The sequence below is a fragment of the Devosia sp. T2-14 genome (genome assembly GCF_055397495.1).
The window spans coordinates 401,288-420,910 of record NZ_AP027921.1 but is presented as its reverse complement, the minus strand read 5'-3'; the positions used below and the strand labels follow the sequence as shown (position 1 = coordinate 420,910).

The 19,623-nt window shown below is 64.4% G+C and carries 19 protein-coding genes; 1 reads left to right on the top strand and 18 read right to left on the bottom strand.

Annotated features, from left to right (window positions below):
- Positions 1-128: 128 nt before the first annotated feature.
- Positions 129-1,562, top strand: a complete 1,434-nt coding sequence (locus ACZ5WT_RS02085; RefSeq protein WP_464285734.1) for a sensor histidine kinase — start codon at positions 129-131, stop codon at positions 1,560-1,562.
- Positions 1,563-1,582: 20 nt separating this feature from the next.
- Here the strand turns inward: ACZ5WT_RS02085 and ACZ5WT_RS02080 are convergent, their stop codons facing one another.
- From ACZ5WT_RS02080 to ACZ5WT_RS01995, 18 genes are all read right to left on the bottom strand, one after another.
- Entirely contained in the window at positions 1,583-2,017 is a 435-nt protein-coding gene (locus ACZ5WT_RS02080) for a hypothetical protein (protein ID WP_464285733.1), read from the bottom strand.
- Between the two features lie 3 nt (positions 2,018-2,020).
- Entirely contained in the window at positions 2,021-2,383 is a 363-nt protein-coding gene (locus ACZ5WT_RS02075; RefSeq protein WP_464285732.1) for an ElaB/YgaM/YqjD family protein, read from the bottom strand.
- Positions 2,384-2,617: 234 nt separating this feature from the next.
- A complete protein-coding gene (locus ACZ5WT_RS02070; RefSeq protein ID WP_146290020.1) occupies positions 2,618-2,776 on the bottom strand; it encodes a DUF3309 family protein in 159 nt (52 codons plus the stop codon).
- A 38-nt stretch (positions 2,777-2,814) separates the two neighbouring features.
- A complete protein-coding gene (locus ACZ5WT_RS02065) occupies positions 2,815-2,979 on the bottom strand; it encodes a hypothetical protein (protein ID WP_464285731.1) in 165 nt (54 codons plus the stop codon).
- 173 nt (positions 2,980-3,152) lie between these two features.
- Positions 3,153-4,736 carry an FGGY-family carbohydrate kinase gene (locus ACZ5WT_RS02060; protein ID WP_464285730.1) on the bottom strand — a complete coding sequence of 528 codons (1,584 nt, stop codon included), beginning with the start codon at positions 4,734-4,736 and terminating at the stop codon, positions 3,153-3,155.
- A 2-nt stretch (positions 4,737-4,738) separates the two neighbouring features.
- A complete protein-coding gene (locus ACZ5WT_RS02055; protein WP_464285729.1) occupies positions 4,739-5,422 on the bottom strand; it encodes an HAD family hydrolase in 684 nt (227 codons plus the stop codon).
- 513 nt (positions 5,423-5,935) lie between these two features.
- Positions 5,936-7,411, bottom strand: a complete 1,476-nt coding sequence (locus ACZ5WT_RS02050) for a mannitol dehydrogenase family protein (RefSeq protein WP_464285728.1) — start codon at positions 7,409-7,411, stop codon at positions 5,936-5,938.
- A 105-nt stretch (positions 7,412-7,516) separates the two neighbouring features.
- Positions 7,517-8,524 carry an ABC transporter ATP-binding protein gene (locus ACZ5WT_RS02045; protein ID WP_464285727.1) on the bottom strand — a complete coding sequence of 336 codons (1,008 nt, stop codon included), beginning with the start codon at positions 8,522-8,524 and terminating at the stop codon, positions 7,517-7,519.
- A 10-nt stretch (positions 8,525-8,534) separates the two neighbouring features.
- Positions 8,535-9,365 carry a carbohydrate ABC transporter permease gene (locus tag ACZ5WT_RS02040; protein ID WP_464285726.1) on the bottom strand — a complete coding sequence of 277 codons (831 nt, stop codon included), beginning with the start codon at positions 9,363-9,365 and terminating at the stop codon, positions 8,535-8,537.
- A 32-nt stretch (positions 9,366-9,397) separates the two neighbouring features.
- Positions 9,398-10,270, bottom strand: coding sequence for a carbohydrate ABC transporter permease (locus ACZ5WT_RS02035; protein ID WP_464285725.1), 873 nt, complete (start codon positions 10,268-10,270; stop codon positions 9,398-9,400).
- A 186-nt stretch (positions 10,271-10,456) separates the two neighbouring features.
- Positions 10,457-11,764, bottom strand: a complete 1,308-nt coding sequence (locus ACZ5WT_RS02030; RefSeq protein ID WP_464285724.1) for an ABC transporter substrate-binding protein — start codon at positions 11,762-11,764, stop codon at positions 10,457-10,459.
- A gap of 156 nt (positions 11,765-11,920) precedes the next feature.
- Positions 11,921-12,880 (bottom strand): sugar-binding transcriptional regulator, encoded by a 960-nt coding sequence (locus ACZ5WT_RS02025; protein ID WP_464285723.1) that lies wholly within the window; start codon positions 12,878-12,880, stop codon positions 11,921-11,923.
- Between the two features lie 206 nt (positions 12,881-13,086).
- Complete coding sequence (gene sseA / locus ACZ5WT_RS02020; RefSeq protein ID WP_464285722.1) at positions 13,087-13,923, bottom strand: 3-mercaptopyruvate sulfurtransferase; 837 nt, start codon at positions 13,921-13,923, stop codon at positions 13,087-13,089.
- A 135-nt stretch (positions 13,924-14,058) separates the two neighbouring features.
- A complete protein-coding gene (locus tag ACZ5WT_RS02015; RefSeq protein WP_464285721.1) occupies positions 14,059-15,117 on the bottom strand; it encodes an ABC transporter ATP-binding protein in 1,059 nt (352 codons plus the stop codon).
- Between the two features lie 17 nt (positions 15,118-15,134).
- A complete protein-coding gene (locus ACZ5WT_RS02010; RefSeq protein ID WP_464285720.1) occupies positions 15,135-15,926 on the bottom strand; it encodes an ABC transporter permease in 792 nt (263 codons plus the stop codon).
- The gene (locus tag ACZ5WT_RS02005) at positions 15,923-16,798 is read right to left on the bottom strand and encodes an ABC transporter permease (RefSeq protein ID WP_464285719.1); all 876 of its coding nucleotides are present in this window, start codon (positions 16,796-16,798) and stop codon (positions 15,923-15,925) included. The genes ACZ5WT_RS02010 and ACZ5WT_RS02005 overlap by 4 nt, the downstream gene beginning before the upstream one ends.
- A gap of 138 nt (positions 16,799-16,936) precedes the next feature.
- Positions 16,937-18,046: an ABC transporter substrate-binding protein gene (locus ACZ5WT_RS02000; protein WP_464285718.1), complete on the bottom strand. Its 1,110-nt coding sequence runs from the start codon at positions 18,044-18,046 to the stop codon at positions 16,937-16,939.
- Positions 18,047-18,399: 353 nt separating this feature from the next.
- Positions 18,400-19,413, bottom strand: coding sequence for a substrate-binding domain-containing protein (locus tag ACZ5WT_RS01995; RefSeq protein WP_464285717.1), 1,014 nt, complete (start codon positions 19,411-19,413; stop codon positions 18,400-18,402).
- Between the last annotated feature and the right edge of the window lie 210 nt (positions 19,414-19,623).

The window sequence follows — 19,623 nt, the reverse complement described above, 5'->3', positions numbered from 1 at the left end:
CAATGTTTGCAAAAACAGAAGCACGTAGCTCAGGACGGCAAGTGACAGAGACAGGGGGACACCTTCCCAAACCGGTGCGGAAGGTTGTCGAAGACACAGCAAGACTAGAAGCCCTGGCAAACCTGGCCATGCTCGACGCTCCGTCCGATGCCGATTTCAACCGGCTCAGCCGGTCGGCAGCGCATCTGTTCGGCAGCGAAATCGCTCTCGTTACCCTGCTCGACAAGACGCGGCAGTGGTTCAGCGGCTGCTTTGGCGTCGACACCATCAATGAAGCCCTGACCGACACCTCGTTCTGCGCCCATGCCATTGCGCTGCCCGGCGACGAAGACACGCTGGTGGTTCTGGACGCGTCCAAAGACGAGCGCTTCCGCGACAATCCCCTGGTGACCGGCTGGCCCGGTATCCGCTTTTATGCCGGCGCAGCCATCACGGTGGCCGGGCAGAAGGTCGGTTCGCTCTGCGTTATCGACACCAAGCCGCGCGACGCCGTATCCGATGGGCTCCGCCAGCAACTGGTCGATCTCGCCGCCATCGCTTCCTCGATGTTCGCCCTCAAGGACGAGGCGCGGACGCGAGCTCGCACGGCCGCGGCGCTGGTGCGCGAAGAGTGGCGCCATGCCCTGACGCTGGAAGCCGGCAAGGTCGGCAGCTGGGTGTGGGACATCCGCACCGGCGAGATCTCGTGCAACGACATGTTCCGCCGCATGTATGGCCTGCCCGATACCGCGGTGATCCACACTGACGATGTTCTGGAGGCACTGCACCCGACGGGCCGCGTGCTTATGCAGGATGGGATCGATGCCAGCTTCAAGACCGGCGTCGACCTCGATGTCGAGGCGCGGGTCGGCAATTCGGGGCGCTGGGTGACCACGCGCGGACGCGTCTATCAGCGCGATGCCGAAGGCAAGGCCATGGTGATGATGGGCGCCAGCATCGATATTTCCGAAAGCAAGCAAAGCGCCGAGCATACGCGCGTGCTGCTGCGCGAGCTGAACCACCGGGTCAAGAATACCCTCGCCATGATCCAGTCGGTGGCGCGCCAGACCATCCGGCAAAATCCCGATCCCCAGGATTTCATCGAGGCGTTCTCCGGCCGGTTGCGCACCATTTCCGATGCCCATGTGCTGTTGGCCGACCGCGACTGGTCGGGGGTGCAGCTCTATGAAGTCATCGCCTCACAGCTGGGGCCGGGTTTCCGAACCGGGCCGGACCGCGCCGAGGTGACGGGGGCCGATGTGACCCTGCCGGCCGATCATGCGCTGGGGCTGGGGCTGATCCTCCACGAACTCACCACCAATGCGCATCGCTATGGCGCCTGGTCGGGCGAGCACGGCACGGTGAGCATCGACTGGGATATTCAGCGCGAGCCGGTCCGGGGCCTGTCGCTGACCTGGCGGGAGACCGGCGGGCCGAAAGTGCAACGGCCAGAAGAGGTTGGGCTGGGCACCAAGCTCATCGAACGGAGCCTGGCCAAGGTGCTCGACAGCGAAGTGAAGCTGTCATTCGACCCGCGCGGCGTCACTGCCAATATCTGGATGCCGCTGCCCGCCGAGGGCTGAGGTCGCCGTAGCGGCCTCGTTCACTTGTCTGATTTGTCGCCTTTGCGGGCCAGCATGAAAGCGCCGACCACGGCGGCGGGAATGCCGACAGCACGCACCAGCGGCGATTGCAGCAGTACCGGTAGCGCGGTCAGCGCGGCGGTGGTGACGAAGGCGCTGGTTTCGGTGGAGCGGCGCTTGGCCGCCAGTTCCCGCCGGCGGCGGTTTTCGCCAACGCGGGCAATGACATAGACCACCAGGGCCAGCACCAGGAAAATGGCGGCGATGATCAGCGCCGCATAGATGCCGCCCACCTGGTCGGCCAGCGCCATGAATCCGGCGGCCACGAGGAAACCCAGCGCCGCCACGCCCAACACCGCCATGATCGCGTTGAGAATCAAGGTGTTACGGACGCGCTCGGTAACGGATTCGATCTCGAGGCCAAGCAGGCTGGCCAGCGGGGTCAGGTAGTTCATGGCTTAGTGCCGCGACAGCAGGGCGAGCACAAAGCCGATGCCAACAGCGCTGGCGACGGCGGTCAGGGGCTTTTCGCGGATGGTGTCCTTGAGCTGCTTTTCGATGTCGCTGGCTTTTTCCTGAACATCTTCAACGACCTGCTGACCCTGGCGCTGCAGGTTCAATGCTTCGCTCTTGGCGGCGTCGCGGGCTTCGTTGACCTTCTCGTTGCTCATCCGGGCCAGCGTCGAGGCGATCGACTTGATATCGGCCTGCAGCTGGGCGACCTGTTCCTCCAATTGCGCTTCGCGGGCCTTGTTGCTGGCGCGACGGGCGGCGCCCGATGGTTTGGGGCGGGCGGGGGCAAGATCGGATGTGGTAGCCATGTGATGCTCCTGTGATTGCGATGGGATAACGCCCGGAAATCCTTGGGGTTCCCTCGGAAATCCCCATGGTTTCCAGGGTCTTTCCAGGTCCCATAAAGAAAGTCACCCCGACACGCGCGGGGCGTATCGGGGTGGCAGGAGGCGGGTGAAAGGGGGGCGTCTTTCGACCCGCAGGCGCCTTTCGCGAAGCGAAAACCAGGGGGGCTGGCTGCGCCTTTTTTCGTGCTGGTGCCGCTAGATACGTCCCATCAAAACCAGGATGAGAATGACGATCAGGACGACGCCCAGGATGCCTGAGGGGAAGTAACCGAAGCCGCGCGAATAGCCCCAATTGGGCAGCGCGCCGATCAGCAACAGGATCAGGATGATGATGAGGATGGTACCTAAACCCATGGTCTCTAGCCTTCTTGTTATTGGGCCCTTGGGGGGACTTAGAGCACGGCAACCAGGAGTGCGGTTGCGGCCACCAGGATGAACAAAGCGGGAGTCAAAGCCTTGAGAACGTTGGCGTAATGGGTGCGGTCATCATAGCCTTCCGTCCACAACATGCGGGTGTCATGCGCGGTCTCGCTTGCCTTGATATCCATGCTCGTCATGTCGTCCTCCACGTCACTGCGCGCGGTTGAGGCGCGTGACCAAGGAACGGGTCGGCATCGGTTTTGGTTCCGTGGCGAAGATTCAGCGTGCAAGATTTCGCAAGAAAAACGGCATAGTGCTGCAAGCATGCTGGCGGTTTTCTTGCGGATTTCTTGATGAGTTCTGGCGCGGACTAGGCCATCGCGTCGATTGCCTGCCGCTGGCGCAGCATTTCGAGAAAAATACGATAGTCCCTGTCGAACTGCTGGCGTGCCGCCGGGTCGGGCGCGCGCTCGCGCCCTCCCTGCTGCATGGCCACGCAGGCGGCATCGAGACTGGGGTAAATCCCGGCGGCGGTGGCCGCGACCATGGCCATGCCGAGCAGGGTCGCGTCGGGGGCCGAGGACTCCACCACCGTGCAGCCAGTGGCGTCGGCATAGAGTTCCATCAGCACGGCATTCTTGGTGTGGCCGCCGGCGATGTGCAGCGTGTCGATGGCATAGCCGCGGGTGTTGAGCGTTTCGAGAATGTGCCGGACGCCGAGCGCGATGGAGACGGCGCCGCGCCAATAGAGGCGGCAAAGGGAATCAAAATCGCTGTCGAGCGTCAGGCCCGAAATGACGCCGAGCGCAAAGGGATCGCCGAGCGGCGAGCGGTTGCCGTGGAAATCGGGCAGGACATGGAGGCGGTCGGCCAGGGCCAGCCCTTCGCGCAGGCGCAGTTCCATGATGCGGCGGGCGATGGCGCGGTGCTTTTCCGGACCGGGTTCGCCGCCGGCGCCGTGCCAGCGAATGATGTGGTCGAGCAGGGCTCCGGTGGCCGACTGGCCGCCTTCGTTGAGCCAGACGCCAGGCAGCACCGCGCCGTAATAGGGGCCCCAGACGCCATTGGTGGGACGGTCTTCGGCGGAGAGCGCCATGACGCAGCTCGATGTGCCGGCAATCAGCGCCAGGTGATGGTCGATGGTGGTGACATCGGTGGCGAAGGCCCCGAGTACGCCCAGCGCACCGGCATGGGCATCGATGAGCCCGGCGCCCACCCGGCAAGCGGTGGTGAGGCCCAGATCGGCAGCGGCCGCCGGCGTCAGGGGACCAAGATCGGTGCCGACGGGACTGGCCTCGTGCGGGAGGGCGGCTTTCTCGATGAGGTCTTCAAGCCCGACCGTGGCGAGGAAATCAGGCTGCCAGCCATCGGCATGGGCCAGATAGGTCCATTTGCAGGTGAGGGTGGACTGGCTGCGGGCGAGCGAGCCGGTTGCCTTCCACGACAGGAAATCGGCCAGGTCGAACATCATGGCGGCGCGGGCCCAGCTTTTGGGCATATTGCGCTTGAGCCACATCAGCTTGGGCGCTTCCATCTCGGGCGACATGACCCCGCCGGCATAGGCGAGCACGAGATGGCCGGTTTGGGTGCATTCCTCGGCTTCGGCCAAAGCGCGGTGATCGAGCCAGACAATGGTGTCCCAGCGGTCTTCGCCGCTGGTCGAGACGGTGACCGGCAGGCCGTCGGCATCGCGGACGACGAGCGAGCAGGTGGCGTCGAAACTGATGCCGACCACATTGGCGGGATTGGCCCCGGCCAGAGCCATGGCCTCGCCGACGGCTGCGCAGACGGCGCTCCAGATCTGGTCGCTATCGTGTTCGGCGTGATTGGCGTCGTGCCGGTTCATGACGATGGGATGCTCGGCGCGGGCGACGAGTCCGCCAAGCGTCGTCAGCACGCCTGCCCGGGCACTTCCCGTGCCCACATCCACAGCGACCAGCAGGCTTTGCGTCAATGCTATCGGGCCTTCTTCTCGGAGCTGAGCGAGCTTAATAGATCGGGCAGTGCCTGCATATCATCGAAAACTGCATCCGGCTGCAAGGCCGCGATCTCAGGGGCCAGCCCGCCCGGCGTAATGTGGCTGCCCCCCAGATAGGCGAATACCGCCATGCCCGCCCTCCGGGCCGCCGTAATGCCCGCCGGGCTGTCTTCGATGACGACGCAGTTTTCCGGGGAAACGCCCATGGCGCGGGCGGCGAGGAGGAAGAGGTCGGGCGCGGGCTTGCCATTCTCGACCATGCTGGCGGAGAAAATGCGCGGCTCGAACCAGGGCAGCAGGCCCGTGAGGTCGAGGCTGAGGCGGATACGCTCGGGCGTGCTGGAGGAGGCGACACAGAAGGGAATGTCGAGCTGCCTCAGCGTGGCGGCGACGCCGGGATTGGGGCGGAGTTCATTGCGGTAGAGGGCGTAGAGGTCCCCCCGCATGGCCGCGAGCGCCTCCGGGCCGAGCGGGGCGCCGTGGCTATCGAGCAGGCTGGCGGAGATCGAGGCGAGCGAGCGGCCGAGAAAGTCGCGGAAGGCGGTGGCGGGGGCGATGTGAATGTCCTGCGCGGCGAGGGCATTGAGCAGGACCCGCATGGCGAGGGGTTCGCTATCGACGAGCACGCCATCGCAATCGAAGATGATGAGAGCGGGCGTCATGGGGGAAAGGACTCATGCCCCTTGAAGGAGGGGGTGGGGGAAACGCACCGGCGCTGCCCGCGGACTTGATCCGCGGGCCTGTTCGAGAACTGGCGTGGGTGGGTAAGGGCCCCCGGATCAAGTCCGGGGGCAGCGATTGCGGGTGTGGTAGACGCGGGTTTGCACGTTGATGGGCGGACGCATCTGGGCCAGCCGTCCCCCCACCCTTGATCCAGCCATTCGAGCTTAGCTCTCATGGCCTTGCTCGCTCAAATCGCTCCACTGGAGCGGTCTGTCCCGGCGGGCCGCTCTCAAGCCCCACGGAGGGGGAGGGAGACGACTGGGGGATCGCGGCAGGGTGTTGAAGCCAGCGCTGGACGGGCTTCCCTCCCCCTTGTGGGGAGGGAGTGAGGGTGGGGAGTATGGGGCGTTGTGTCCGCGGGCCTGTGCGTGTGGGGAGAGGCCCCCGGATCAAGTCCGGGGTCAGCGATCGTCGGTGGGGGAGAGGCGTGTTTGCCCGGCGTGGGGGAGGCATTAGAGGCCGTCGCCGAGATAGCGCTCCAGGGTCGCCTTGGTGCCGTGGGCCCAGAGGCTGTTGAGGGCGTGGGTGAAGGCGGTGGCGAAGGTGTGGTTGTGGGCGAGATCGCCGTAGATGTCGGCCATGGCGAGCCAGGCGGCCGGGTTGTCGCGGGCGAGGCGGGACTGGGCGGTGAGGCGGGACCAGCTGGGGTCGTTGGGTTCGATCACCGCGCCGCTGTCGGTGGTGCCATGGCAGTAGCGGCACCAGAGGGCGGAGACGAGGGCGAGCCCGATGACCGAGTGGCCGGACCGGACGCGGTCGAGCGCCGAGGGGATGATGAATTTGGGCTGGCGGTTGGAGCCGTCGAGCGCCAGGCGGCGGATGGTGTCGCCGATCTTGGGATTGGCGAAGCGCCGTTCGCACAGCGAGAAATAGTCATCGAGATTGGTATCGGGAACCGGCGGCACGACGGGAATGATCTCGTCGCGCTCGACCTTGGCCAGGAAAGCCGAGACCAGCGGGTGCGCCATGGCCTCGTGCACGAAGTGAATATCCATCAGCCCGGCCGGATAGGCGATGGTGGCGTGGCCGCCATTGAGGATGCGGATCTTCATGTGCTCGTAGGGCGCGACATCGGCAACGAACTGCACGCCGACCTTTTCCAGCGCCGGACGCCCGGCGGGGAAATGATCTTCGAGCACCCATTGACGAAAACTCTCGCAGAAGACCGGCCAATTGTCCTCGATGCCGAACTCGGTGGCGAGCAGCGTCTTCTCGCGGTCCGAGGTGGCGGGGGTGATGCGGTCGACCATGCCATTGGGAAAGGCGACATCGGTTTTGACCCACTGGGCGATGGCGGGGTCGATCAATTCGGCCAGGCCCACCACGGCATTCTGCGTGACGTGGCCATTGCCCGGAATGTTGTCGCAGCTCATGACGGTGAAGGGCGGGATACCCGCCGCGCGGCGATCAATGAGACCGGCGAGGATCAGCCCGAAGGCGGTCTTGGGGGCGTCGATATGGGCGGCGTCAAAGGCGATGTCGGGGTGGGCGGGATCGAATTTCTGGCTCGCCGGATCGATGTAATAGCCGCCTTCGGTGATGGTCAGCGAAACGATGCGAATGGCCGGATCGGCCAGCTGGGCGATGATGGCGGCGCTGGCGCCGGGGCGCAGGTAATCGATCATGGCGCCGGTGATGCGGGCGCGGCTGCTGTCGGCTTCCTGCTCGACGACGGTGGTCAGCCAATCCTGCGCCAGCAGCTGGTGGCGCATGGCATCGTCGGCCTCGCGCACGCCAGCTCCAACAATGGCCCAATCGTGATCGGTGCCGGTGGCAAACAGATCATCGAGATAGACCGCCTGATGGGCGCGGTGAAAGTTGCCGACGCCGAAATGCACGATGCCCGGCGTCAGGCTCGCCCGATCATATCCAGGCACGGACGCGGTGGTGATAGCGGGCAGGGCGGCGGCGGATAGTTTGGTGGTCATGGTGTAAGTCCTTCACGCGCCTCCATGAGACCTCATGGTGAGCCTGTTTTTGGTCCGCCGCGTTCCCAAGAGTGGATTCCTGCCTTCGCGGGAATGACGTGGCGGCTATTCGATCGCCTTTCCGTCCGCGTTGAAGCGGTAGATGCGGGCCGGGTCGGGGGTGAGGTAGACGTCGTCGCCGTGGTTGAAGGTCTGGTCGCCATCGGTGCGGATGGTCATGAGGCCGAGGCCATCGACCTGAACGTGGAGGAAGGTGTCGCTGCCGAGCAGTTCGGCGACGCTCACCTTGCCCTTCCAGGTGCCGGGAGCGCTTTCGCGGCTCAGCTTGAAGTGCTCGGGGCGCACGCCGATGGAATGGGCATTGTGCTTGGCCGCTTCCGGCCCATCGACGAAGTTCATCTTGGGTGAGCCGATGAAGCCGGCCACGAAGCGGTTGGCGGGTTTCTTGTAGAGATCGAGCGGGGAGCCGAACTGTTCGACATTGCCGGCATTGAGCACGACGATGCGGTCGGCCATGGTCATGGCCTCGACCTGGTCATGGGTGACGTAGATCATCGTGGTCTTGAGCTGCTGGTGCAGTTCGGTGATCTCGAGCCGCATATTGACGCGCAGGGCGGCGTCGAGATTGCTGAGCGGCTCATCGAACAGGAAGGCCTTGGGCTCGCGCACGATGGCGCGGCCGATGGCGACGCGCTGGCGCTGGCCGCCCGACAGGGCCCGCGGGCGCCGGTCGAGATAGGAGCTGAGGTTGAGCGTGCGGGCGGCATACTCGACCTTGCGGTCGATCTCCTCGCGCGGGGCCTTGGCCATCTTGAGCGGGAAGGCGATGTTGTCGCGCACGCTCATATGCGGATAGAGGGCGTAGGACTGGAACACCATGGCGAGACCGCGGCGGGCGGGCGGGGCCTTGGTCATGTCCTCGCCATCGAGCAGGATGGTGCCGGCAGTGGTGTCTTCGAGCCCGGCGATCAGGCGCAGCAGGGTGGACTTGCCGCAGCCCGAGGGGCCGACAAAGACCACGAATTCGCCGTCCTCGATATCGAGCGAGATATCGGGAATGATCTGGACCTCGCCGAAGGACTTCTTGACGTGTTGCAGGGAGATGGAGCCCATTTTTTGGTCCTTATTTCACAGCGCCGAAGGTGAGGCCGCGGACGAGTTGTTTCTGGCTGAACCAGCCCATCAGCAGGATGGGCGCGATGGCGAGCAGGGAGGCGGCGGAGAGCTTGGCGAGGAACAGGCCTTGCGGGCTCGAGAAGGATGAGATGAAGGCCGTCAGCGTGCCGGCGCGGCCCGAGGTCAGCGTGATGGTCCAGAAGCTCTCGTTCCAGGCCAGGATCACGTTGAGCAGCAGGGTCGAGGCGATGCCGGGCACGGCCATGGGGACCAGGACGTGGACGATCTCGTTCCACAATTCGGCCCCGTCCATGCGGGCGGCCTCCAGGATATCGACCGGGATTTCCTTGAAGTAGGTGTAGAGCATCCAGATGATGATCGGCAGGTTGATCAGCGTCATGATCATGGTCAGGCCGTGCACGGTATCGAGCAGGCGCAGGTCGCGGAAGATCAGGTAGATCGGGATCAGCACGCCGACGGCCGGCATCATCTTGGTCGAGAGCATCCACATCAGCACATCCTTGGTGCGCTTGGTGGGGGCAAAGGCCATGGCCCAGGCCGCCGGGATGCCGATGACGAGGCCGATCAGGGTCGAGCCGACCGAGACCAGGATCGAATTGGTGGCGTGCTTGATATAGTCGGAGCGCTCCTGCACGGCGCCGAAATTTTCCAGCGTGAAGTTCTGCGGGAAGAAGGTCGGGTTGGCGGCGATGGCCTCGGCCTCGGTCTTGAAGGCGGTGAGCACCACCCACAGGATCGGCGAGAACAGCAATAGCGCAATGGCCCAGGCAAGCAGGGAAAAGCCGAGACGGGTGCGGGTGGGGACGTTGCGGGCCATGGGGTTAGCTCCTGACGCCGGTGATAATGGACTCACGCATCGAGGTTTTTCCCCACAGCCCTCATCAGGAAGAAGGCGACGATGTTGGCGATGATGACGGCGATGACGCCGCCGGCGGAACCGGCCCCGATGTCGTTGGAAAGGATACCGGTGCGGAAGACCAGGAAGGTGATGTTGGTCGAGGCATAGCCCGGGCCGCCCCCGGTGGTGACGCGGATCTCGGCGAAAATGCCGAGCAGGAAAATGGTCTGGATCAGGATCACGATGGTGATCGAGCGGGCCATATGGGGCAGGATGATATAGTAGAAGCGGTTGAGGGCATTGGCGCCGTCCATCTCGGCGGCCTCGCGCTGCTCCTCGGAGAGCGACTGCAGGGCCGTCAGCAGGATCAGCGTGGCGAAGGGCAGCCACTGCCAGGCGACGATGACGATGACCGAGAACAGCGGATACTGGTTGAACCAGTCGACCGGCTGCAGGCCGAAGAATTTCCACAAATGCCCCAGCATGCCGTAGCCGGGATGCATGAAGCCGTTCTTCCAGATCAGCGCCGCGACCGGCGGCATGACGAAGAAGGGCGAGATGACCACGATGCGCAGCAAGCCTTGGCCCCAGACCGGCTGATCGAGCAGCAGCGCCAGCAGGATGCCCCCGGTGACGGTGATGAGCAGCACGCCGCCGACCAGGATGAGGGTGTTGATCAGCGACTGGGTGAAGCTGGGATCGCCGATGACATAGAGATAGTTCGCCCAGCCGGCAAAGCCGGTCATCATGGGGTTGATGAGGTTGTAGTTCTGGAAGGAGAACCACAGGGTCATCACCAGCGGCACGATCATCCAGATCAGCAGGACGATGACGGCCGGAGCCATCATGACACGGGAGAGCGTACGGGTCTGTGCGGTGGCCATCGGTTACCCCGGAAGTTGCGGTGGGCAAGCCCCCACCCTCGATCCCTCCCCACAAGGGGGCGGGAGGCAGATCGCGTGCCCGCTGGACGGAGCGGGCAGCGCTGGCGTGGTTCGCATGTAGGCTTGGGTTTGCCGCCCGGATGATAGAGGGGACCGTCATCCGGGCGGCACGTCTTCGGGAGAAGACTACTTGATGTAGCCGGCGCGGGTCATGTCGCGCAGGGTCGACTCCTGGGCCTGCGCCAGGGCGTCGTCAGCCGACATCTGGCCCGCAAGGGCGGCAGAGAAGAGCTGGCCTACATTGGTGGCAATGCCGGCAAATTCGGGAATGGCCACGAACTGCACCCCCGTATAGGGCACCGGCTTGACGGTGGGCTTGGTGGGATCGGCCGAATTGATCGAGTCCAGAGTCATCTTGGCGAAGGGCGCGGCGGCCTGGTATTCGGGGTTCGCATAGAGCGAGGCTCGGGTGCCCGGAGGCACGCTGGCCCAGCCATCCTTGGCGGCGACGGTGGCGAGGTAGTCCTTGTTGGTTGCCCAATTGAGGAATTTCTCGGCCGCTTCCTTGTTCTGCGAGCTGGCAGGGATCGCCAGCGCCCAGGCCCAGAGCCAGTTGCCGCGCTTGCCCAGGCCATTGTCGGGCGCCAGGGCGAAGCCGACCTGGTCGGCGACGGTCGAATTGGGACCGATCAGGGCGCTGGCAGCCACGGTGGCGTCGATCCACATGCCGCATTTGCCCTGCTGGAACAGCGTCATGTTCTCGTTATAGCCGTTGGACGAAGCGCCCGGAGGGCCGGCATCGGCCATCAGCGAGAGATAGGTATCGAGGGTGTTCTTCCATTCGGGCGTATTGAACTGGGGCTGCCAGTTTTCATCGAACCAGCGGGCGCCGAAGGAGTTCGACATGGCGGTAATGAAGGCCATGTTCTCGCCCCAGCCTGCCTTGCCGCGCAGGCAGATGCCGCTGACATCGGCGGCGCGGTCGGTCATGGCGCGGGCGGCCTGGCCGATAAACTCCCAGGTGGGGGCATCGGGCATGGTGAGGCCGGCCTTCTCCATCAGGTCCTTGCGGTAATAGACCATGGAGCTTTCGCCGTAGAACGGGGCTGCATAGAGCTTGCCATCGAGCGAGAGGCCGCCGCGGATGGGTGGGAGCAGGTCATCGACGTCATAGGCAGGGTCGGCGCTGAGGCCATCGAGCGGCACGAGCCAGTTCTGCTTGGCCCAGGTCGGCGCTTCATAGGTGCCGATGGTCATCACGTCATATTGCCCGCCATTGGTGGCAATGTCGGTGGTGACGTTCTGGCGCAGGGTGTTTTCCTCGAGCACGACCCAGTTGAGCGCGATGCCGGTGGCTTCGGTGAAAGCCGGCGACAGGCCCTGCATGCGGATCATGTCGTCATTATTGACGGTAGCGATGGTGAGCGTCTGCGCCGAGGCGGAGACCGCCAGCGCAAGGCTAAAGGCGCCCACGAGAATGGGTGTCAGTTTCATTGCATTCCTCCCAGATACCGAAACGGGCATTTGTTCCAGTCGTGGGCAAATGTTCACCTGTTATGCGCCGAAGTCAAGGGTGTCATGCACAGCCCGAATGGCCTGCATGCGCGCCGCATGCAGGGGTATTGCCGATATTGAAGGCGTTTCAGGGCGTTAGGAGAGCTTCAGCAGGCCTTCGGCGGTGCGCTCGTCGGTGATGAGGCCGTTGATCAGGCGCCGGTTCAGCGTGGCGCGAATGCCGGGCAATTTGCGCTCGCCCATGGCAATTGCCACGACAAGGGAGCGTTCGCGCGACGGCATCGGGGCCGAGGCGACGCGATCATTGGTCAGCCCTTCGATGAGTTTGCCATTGGCGTCAAAGCTCCAGCCGCAGATTTCGCCGACGGCGCCGGCCTTCTGCAGGGCCTTGAGTTCGGCATCGGTGATGAAGCCGTCGAGATAGAGCGGGGCCTCGGGGCCGATATCGCCAATGCCGACAAAGGTCACGTCGGCCTTAGCCGCCAGGGCCAGGGTTTCGCGGATCATCGGCTGGGCATGCAGCAATTCGCGCTCGCGGGCGGATGAGGCAATGACCGGCAGTGGCATGGGAAAGCTGCGCGCCTTGACGATGTCCGCGACATTGAAAATGACGTTGTAGAAGGCGGCCGAGCCATCGGGCGCGATATTGCCGGTGAGCGAAACGACCTTGTGGTGCGGGCATTCCATCGGCGTCAGCTGCTCGATGGCGGCCTTGAGCGTGCGCCCGGTGCCGATCGCCATGACGATGGGGTCGGGCCGCTTGAGCCAGCGTTCGATCTCGGCGGCGGCGGCTTCGGCCACCCCGATCGTTGTGGATTGGCTGGCCGGATCGGAGGGCACGACTTCGGCGAGATCCAGCGCGAAGCGGGATTTGAGGCGCGCCGCCAGGTCCATGCAGCGGCCGATCGGGTGATCGAGCCGCACCTTGATCAGGCCCTCGCTGACCGACAGGGACACCAGCCGCTGGGCCGACTGTCGCGAAATGCCGAGTTTTGTGGCGATCTCTTCCTGAGTGTTTCCAGCGACATAATAGAGCCATCCGGCGCGTGCCGCGTCATCGAGACGGTTAATCGAATTATCCAGTCGCTGCGCCATAAGTCCGTCCCGTCACTATGGGGCGGATTATTCGGCCATGCGGGGCAGAGCCGCAAGGGCGTTTGTGCGATTGGGGCACGCCTCGCGGTTCAAAGCGGGTAGGAGGCGGGGCGCGTCCACGCACAGATGCTGCCCGCGGACTTGATCCGCGGGCCTGTGGTCAGCGCCGGTGGAAGGGAAAGGCAGCCAAGCCTTCCAGCGGCGCCTCAGGTCTCGATTTCGGCGTCGGGGCGGGAACCCCATTCGCTCCAGGCGCCGTCATAAAGGGCGACGTTGGTTGCGCCGGCGAGGCCGGCGGCGAGCGCCAGGGTGGCGGCGGTGACGCCGGACCCGCAGGAGGTGATCAGGGGTTGGGCCAGATCGATGCCGCGGTCGGCGAACAGCTGGGCGAGTTCGGCGGGCGCACGCATGCGGCCGTTTTCGGTGAGCAGGCCCACTGGAACGCTGTGGCTGTTGGGAATGTGGCCGCCGCGCACGCCGGGACGCGGCTCGGGCACTTCGGCGTGGAAGCGGTTGGCCGGGCGGGCATCGGCGATCTGCGCCGCGCCATCGGCACTGCGCGCGGCCACGGTTTCAAAGCTGGCGACGCGGGCCGCGTCAAAATCAGGCGTGAAGACCTGCGGCTTGCGCGAGACCAGACCCGCTTCGGTGGGGCGGTGATCGCTGCGCCATTGCGGGCCGCCACCTTCGAGAATGCGCACATCACGCGCGCCCATGGTGCGGAAGGTCCACCAGACGCGCGGGGCGGAAAACAGGCCGTGCTCGTCATAAACGACGATGGTCATGCTGTCGGAAATGCCCAATGCGCCGACCATATGCGCGAAATCGGCCGGGGTGGGCAGCATGTGGGGCAGGCTGGTTTCGGTATCGGCGATGCCGTCGATATCGAAGAAGACCGCGCCCGGAATGTGCCCGGCAAGGTATTCGGCCTGGGCGTTGCGGGCGGAATTGGGCATGTGCCAGCTGCCATCGACGACGACCACATTGGGGTCATTGAGGTGTTCGGCCAGCCAAGCTGTGGTGACGAAGGGGGATTCCATCATTGTCGACTCCGTCGGGTGTTGGCCAGTCGTACCGCCCCGGCGACCCGCGCCGCAAGGCTGGTGTTGGGGGGAAGGCCCGACTTCGTGGTTCGAGGCGCCAAAAGGCGCACCGCATCATGAGGTCTCAGGGGGCGCCTAGAGCACCAGCAGGTCCTTGCTGGCGAGGCTGATGGTGACGGGTTCGCCGCGGCTGGGTGGGGCGGTGCGCTGGTCGTTGAAGGTGTCGAGGCTGAGGATATTCTTGCCCAGCGCCACGCGCAGGCGGATGACCGAGCCGAGGAAGGTGACGTCGGCAATTGTGCCTGTAAGGGTGATGTCATTGTCGCTGCGGGTGCCGACGCTGACCACTTCGGGGCGCAGGGTGAGCGTGGTCGCCGCACCGGCTACGGCATCGGCGGGCAGGTGGGAAACGACCACAGTCTGGCCATCGATGGTGACGGTCTTGCTGGCGGGATCGAGCACTGTGGCTTCGATGCTGTTGAGCTGACCGACGAAGGTGGCAACGAACCGGGTTGCCGGCTGGTTGTAGATATCGTGCGGCGCGCCGAGCTGTTCGATCGCCCCGGCATTCATCACCACGATGCGGTCCGAGATCGACAGGGCCTCTTCCTGGTCGTGGGTTACGAAGACCGTGGTGATGCCCAGATCGAGCTGAATGGCGCGGATTTCCTCGCGCAGGGAGACGCGGATCTTGGCATCGAGGGCCGACAGCGGCTCATCGAGCAGCAGCATGCGCGGGCGGGGCGCAATGGCGCGGGCGAGGGCGACGCGCTGCTGCTGGCCGCCCGAGAGTTCGTAGGGGAAGCGCTTTTCAAAGCCGGCGAGGCCGATCAGCTTGAGCATTTCCTCGACGCGGGCGCGGCGCTGTTCGGCCGGCATGCCAGCGATCTTGAGCCCGAAGCCGATATTGTCGCCGACATTGAGATTGGGAAACAGGGCATAGGCCTGGAACACCATGCCGAGCTGGCGCTGATTGGGCTTGAGGTGGGTGATGTCCTCCCCATCGACGGTGATGGCGCCCGAGGTGGGATTCTCAAAGCCGGCGATCATGCGCAGGATGGTGGTCTTGCCGCAGCCGGAGGGCCCGAGCAGCGAGATGAACTCCCCCTTGGCGAAGGCAAAGCTGACGCCCTTGACCACGGTATTGCTGCCGAAGGTCTTGGTGAGGTTCTGAACGCGAAGAAAATCGGCCATGGTCAGTCGGTTCTCTCTCAGTCTGTTCTGGCGGAGGTGCGGGGGGCGAAGCGTCCGAGAACGCTGATCATGCCCATGGCACCCCAGGTGATGATGAAGGAAATGATCGCCAGCGCCGCCGGCTCATAGGCGCGGTTGGTGCCGATATTGACCAGATAGGGGCCAAAGGCCGGCCGGTTGAGCAGGCTGGCAATGGTGAACTCGCCGATCACGATGGCAAAGGTCAGGAAGGCGCCCGACAGGATCGCCACCAGGATATTGGGCAGGATGATCCGCCAGATGATCTGGGCCTGGTTGGCGCCCATGATCTGGGCGGCCTCGGTCAATGTGCCGATATCGATGGTGCGCATGCCGGTGTCGATGGCGCGGTAGAGGTAGGGCAGGGCCAGCGTCACATAGGCCCCGGTCAGCAGGATATCGGTGCCCAGCGCGCTGCCGGTGAAGGGAATGATCGAGCTGGAATTGTAGAGCCGGATATAGCCGTAGACCAGGATCAGCGCCGGGATGACCAGCGGCAGCAGCGTCACGAATTCCATGAAGGGCCGCAGCCAGGGCATGCGCAGGCGCACGAAATATACCGCCGGGACCACGACCAGAACGCCCACCACGATGGTGAACAGCCCGATCACTACCGAGTAGCCGAAACTGGCGTGGAAGCGCGGGTCGGAAAACACCGAGGCATAGGCATCGAAGCTGTATTCGCCGCGCCGCATGCGCAGCGAGAATTCGAACGTGGCGAGCAGGGGAATGATGAAATAGGCCGCGCCCAACGCGAAAACGACCCAGGCCCAGAAGCGGTTGGACTTCATTTCATCCACCTCTCGGCGCGATTGGCAATGACGAGGTAGATGATGTTGGCCACCGAGGTGATGACGATCATGCCCAGCGCCAGCGCGGCGCCGAGGCCGGGATTTTGCAAGGCATCGCCGCGGATCTGGTTGTAGAGCAGCACGGTCACGATGTTGAGGTTGGAGCCGGTGAGCGCCCAGGCAGTGGCGATGGCGCCGAAAGCATTGGCAAACAGCAGGCTGAGCGTGCCCAGGAAGCTCGGCCACAGAATGGGCAGGCCGATATAGCGCCAGAACTGCCAGGGGCTGGCGCCCAGCATTTGCGCGGCCTCGTTCCACTCTTTCTTGAGGCCATCTACGGCTGGCGCGATGATCAGGATCATCAGCGGAATCTGGAAGTAGAGATAGGTCAGGGTCAGGCCCCAGAAGCTCAGGAGGTTAAAGCCCGAGCGATAGAGGTCGAAGCCGAAGACGGTGCGCAGGACGATGGTGACGAGGCCCAGCCGGCCCAACGTGGCGATGAAGGCAAAGGCCAACGGCACGCCGGCAAAGTTGGAGGCGACCCCGGAAAAGGTCATGACCGCGGCGCGCAGGCCGGCGGGCAGGCGGCCGCGGATGATGGCCAGCGTGATGGCGAGGCCAATCACCGCGCCCAGAATGGCCGACGCGCCCGAAATGCGAATGGAAATCCAGTAGGCGGCAACGATCTGATCGGCGCCCAGGCCGATGATGTTGTCAAAGGTGAAATTGCCGGCCCGGTCGGTGAAGGCGGCCACCACCAGCGACAGGGTGGGCATGAACAGGAACATCACCGCGAAGATGACGAATGGCGCGACCGCCAGGGTGTCCCACGGCAGGCGGCGGCGTCGTGTCGGGGATGCGGTGTCGGTCATTTCGGTGCCTCAGCAGCCCTCATGGTGAGCCCGTCGAACCACGAGGGCGGGGCACGATCCAGCCACGACCTCGTCCTTCGACAGGCTCAGGATGAGGTCTGTTGAAGAGGTCGTGGCTGGCATAGTCATGTACTCAGCTTACTTCACGGCGGCGCCGACGGTGGTGTCCCAGCCGCTGGTGATGGTGGCCTTGTTGGCGTTCTGCTCGGCGATCGAGGGGAACACGGCCTTGGCGTAGTTGTCCGCGTCGGGCAGCTTGGCCATCAGGTCTTCAGGCAGCACGCCGGCATCGGCCATGGCGTTAAAGCGGATCGGGTGGCAATAGCCCGACAGCCAGCCCAGCTGGCCTTCGTCGGAATAGAGATATTCCATCCAGAGCTTGGCAGCGTTCGGGTGCGGGGCATGCGCCGAGATGGCCTGGACATAGACGCCGGCCACAACGCCGTCAGACGGCACGATGACGTCGATCGGCGGGTTGCCGTTGAGGTTGTCGCGGGCGGCCAGCAGGTTGTAGTCCCAGTTGATGGCGATCGGCGTGGTGCCCTGCGCGATGGCAGCAGCTTCTGCGTCGACCGGCACGAAATTGCCCTTGTCGTTGAGGGCCTTGAAGTATTCTAGGCCCGCCTGCGCGCCATTGGCGGCATCGGCACCGGTCGACAGGCCCGCGGCGTAGACCGACAGGATGGCGTTGTTGGCGGTGCGCGGATCACCGGCCAGGGCGACGGAATTGGCGTATTCGTCCTTCATCAGGTCAGCCCAGGACGTGGGATTGTCGCCGGTGATGATGTCCTTGTTGATGCCGAAAGCCAGCACGCCGTAATAGTCGCCATACCAGAAGCCGTCGGCATCCTTGGCGTCGGCCGGAATGTCTTCCCAGGTCGAAACCTTGTAGGCCTGCAGCAGGCCTTCATCCTTGGCCTGCGGGCCAAAGGCCAGGCCGATATCGAGCACGTCGGGGGCCTGCGGGCCGGTATTGCCGATATTGGCGCGGACGGCTTCGAGCTCGTCGGCCGAACCGGCATCGGGGTTGAGTTCGTTGATGGTGATGCCGGGATACTTGGTCTTGAAGCCCTCGATCACGCCGCCATAGTTGCACCAGGAGTGGGGCAGGGCGATGACGGTGAGCTGGCCCTCGGCCTTGGCAGCGTCATAGAGCGCGGTCATGTCGGTCTGGGCGAAAGCGGGTGCGGAAACGGCGAGCACGGCAAGCATCGACACGGATGCGCCGAGGGTATTCTTGATGGACATGTTCAGTCTCCCTGAAAAGTCGTTCGACGAGGCCCGTGCGGGGTCCCGCGGCGAACCGAGGAGCAAGTAGAGTGATGGCATGACAGCGCGATGACGGTGAAGGGAGCGGCCCTTTGCAGCCCGTCGCGGGCCGAAAACGCCCTCAGTTCAACCGATTACCCGCAGTCCCCTCCAAGACGCACCCTCCCAGTTGCGCTTGTGACAGTGCCCGTTTGTGACAGTTTCGTCCAGATGGTCAAAATTGGGGCGGGAGCCGGGGGAGCGGCGCGTCATGATCCTCACCAGCAACGCCCACGGATCAAGTCCGCGGGCAGCGGCGATGGGTGGGGTAGCGAGGTGAGCAGTAGCGACGCCTACGGCGCGGCCCCCGAGCTTTGGCGGAGGACGAGTTCGACGGGCCAAAGTTCGTGCACCTGTTCCACCGGCTTGCCGCTGCGGATCTGCAGGATCAGTTCGGCGATGCGCATGCCGGCCTGGCGGATCGAGGAGCGGGTGGTGGACATGGTGGGGTACATGTTGTCGGCGTTGAGATAGGGGAAGACGTCGTCATGGGCGATCATCGAGACGTCCTTGCCCAGAACCAGCCCGGCCTGGCGGATGGCGCGGAACACGCCCAGCGCGGTCATCATCGAGCCAGCGAGGAAGGCGGTGGGGCGGGGGCGCAGTTCGAGCATGGACTGCGCGAGGCGGAAGCCCACTTCGTCAGTGAAGGCCGAATTGCCCATCAGTGCAGGATCGAAGGGCACGCCGCGTGCCGACAGGGCTGCGAGATAGCCGATTTCACGATGCTCGGAAAAAGTACGGCCCTTGAGCCCGTTGAGCAGGGCAATGCGCTCGTGGCCGAGATCGAGCAGGTGGCTGGTGGCGCGCTCCACGGCGCCGGTATTGTCGATATCGAGCCAGGCGACGGGCTTGCCGATATTGGTGCGGCCGTGCAGCACGAAGGGAATGCCCAGATCCATCAGCATTTCTGCGCGCTCGTCGCGCAGGGTGGGCGAATGGAGCACGATGGCGTCAACCTTCTGGCTGGCGGCGATGCGCTTGTAAGCGGCGATTTCGTCCTGGTAATTGTCGACGGTGGTGACGAGGATATCGACTTCCTCGGTGCCAATGCGCCCGCCCATTCCGGCCAGGAACTCGCTCATATGCGGGCCCAGCTCGTCGGCGCCGCGCAGCACCAGGCCCACCGCGCCCGAGCGGCCGGTGGCCAGGCGCAAGGCACTGGCATTGGGGCGATAGCCAAGCCGCTTGGCGGTTTCGGCAACCCGCAGGCGCGTGGCCTCATTGACCTCTGGATAGCCATTGAGGGCGCGACTGACAGTGGTTTGCGACAGGCCGAGATGCTCGGCCAGATCCTTCAGTCTCATGGCTGTATACTGGCCCCGCACACCACATGACCTCGGCTGGTTCGTAACGCGCTCATGCGTGCGGATCCGCGGTCATGCTTGCCTTAGGGCACACAGGCCGCCTTGAACAGCGGTTCCTGCATCCTCCTCCAAAGTTCATTCAAAGCGATTTCAAATTTTGATGCAAGCCCCGTATTTGCAGTCGGTTTTCTGAGGTGCGTACGTCAATAT

Bases quoted from the DNA above. Each gene is read 5' to 3' on its own strand.
- ACZ5WT_RS02045 (WP_464285727.1), bottom strand. From the start codon at position 8,524: ATGGGCTCCATCTCCCTGCAACACGTCAAGAAGTCCTTCGGCGAGGTC.
- ACZ5WT_RS02015 (WP_464285721.1), bottom strand. From the start codon at position 15,117: ATGGCCGATTTTCTTCGCGTTCAGAACCTCACCAAGACCTTCGGCAGC.
- ACZ5WT_RS02070 (WP_146290020.1), bottom strand. From the start codon at position 2,776: ATGGGTTTAGGTACCATCCTCATCATCATCCTGATCCTGTTGCTGATC.
- ACZ5WT_RS01995 (WP_464285717.1), bottom strand. From the start codon at position 19,413: ATGAGACTGAAGGATCTGGCCGAGCATCTCGGCCTGTCGCAAACCACT.
- ACZ5WT_RS02005 (WP_464285719.1), bottom strand. From the start codon at position 16,798: ATGACCGACACCGCATCCCCGACACGACGCCGCCGCCTGCCGTGGGAC.
- ACZ5WT_RS02080 (WP_464285733.1), bottom strand. From the start codon at position 2,017: ATGAACTACCTGACCCCGCTGGCCAGCCTGCTTGGCCTCGAGATCGAA.
- ACZ5WT_RS02030 (WP_464285724.1), bottom strand. From the start codon at position 11,764: ATGAAACTGACACCCATTCTCGTGGGCGCCTTTAGCCTTGCGCTGGCG.
- ACZ5WT_RS02050 (WP_464285728.1), bottom strand. From the start codon at position 7,411: ATGACCACCAAACTATCCGCCGCCGCCCTGCCCGCTATCACCACCGCG.
- sseA (WP_464285722.1), bottom strand. From the start codon at position 13,923: ATGATGGAATCCCCCTTCGTCACCACAGCTTGGCTGGCCGAACACCTC.
- ACZ5WT_RS02035 (WP_464285725.1), bottom strand. From the start codon at position 10,270: ATGGCCACCGCACAGACCCGTACGCTCTCCCGTGTCATGATGGCTCCG.
- ACZ5WT_RS02085 (WP_464285734.1), top strand. From the start codon at position 129: ATGCTCGACGCTCCGTCCGATGCCGATTTCAACCGGCTCAGCCGGTCG.
- ACZ5WT_RS02075 (WP_464285732.1), bottom strand. From the start codon at position 2,383: ATGGCTACCACATCCGATCTTGCCCCCGCCCGCCCCAAACCATCGGGC.
- ACZ5WT_RS02065 (WP_464285731.1), bottom strand. From the start codon at position 2,979: ATGACGAGCATGGATATCAAGGCAAGCGAGACCGCGCATGACACCCGC.
- ACZ5WT_RS02000 (WP_464285718.1), bottom strand. From the start codon at position 18,046: ATGTCCATCAAGAATACCCTCGGCGCATCCGTGTCGATGCTTGCCGTG.
- ACZ5WT_RS02055 (WP_464285729.1), bottom strand. From the start codon at position 5,422: ATGACGCCCGCTCTCATCATCTTCGATTGCGATGGCGTGCTCGTCGAT.
- ACZ5WT_RS02040 (WP_464285726.1), bottom strand. From the start codon at position 9,365: ATGGCCCGCAACGTCCCCACCCGCACCCGTCTCGGCTTTTCCCTGCTT.
- ACZ5WT_RS02025 (WP_464285723.1), bottom strand. From the start codon at position 12,880: ATGGCGCAGCGACTGGATAATTCGATTAACCGTCTCGATGACGCGGCA.
- ACZ5WT_RS02010 (WP_464285720.1), bottom strand. From the start codon at position 15,926: ATGAAGTCCAACCGCTTCTGGGCCTGGGTCGTTTTCGCGTTGGGCGCG.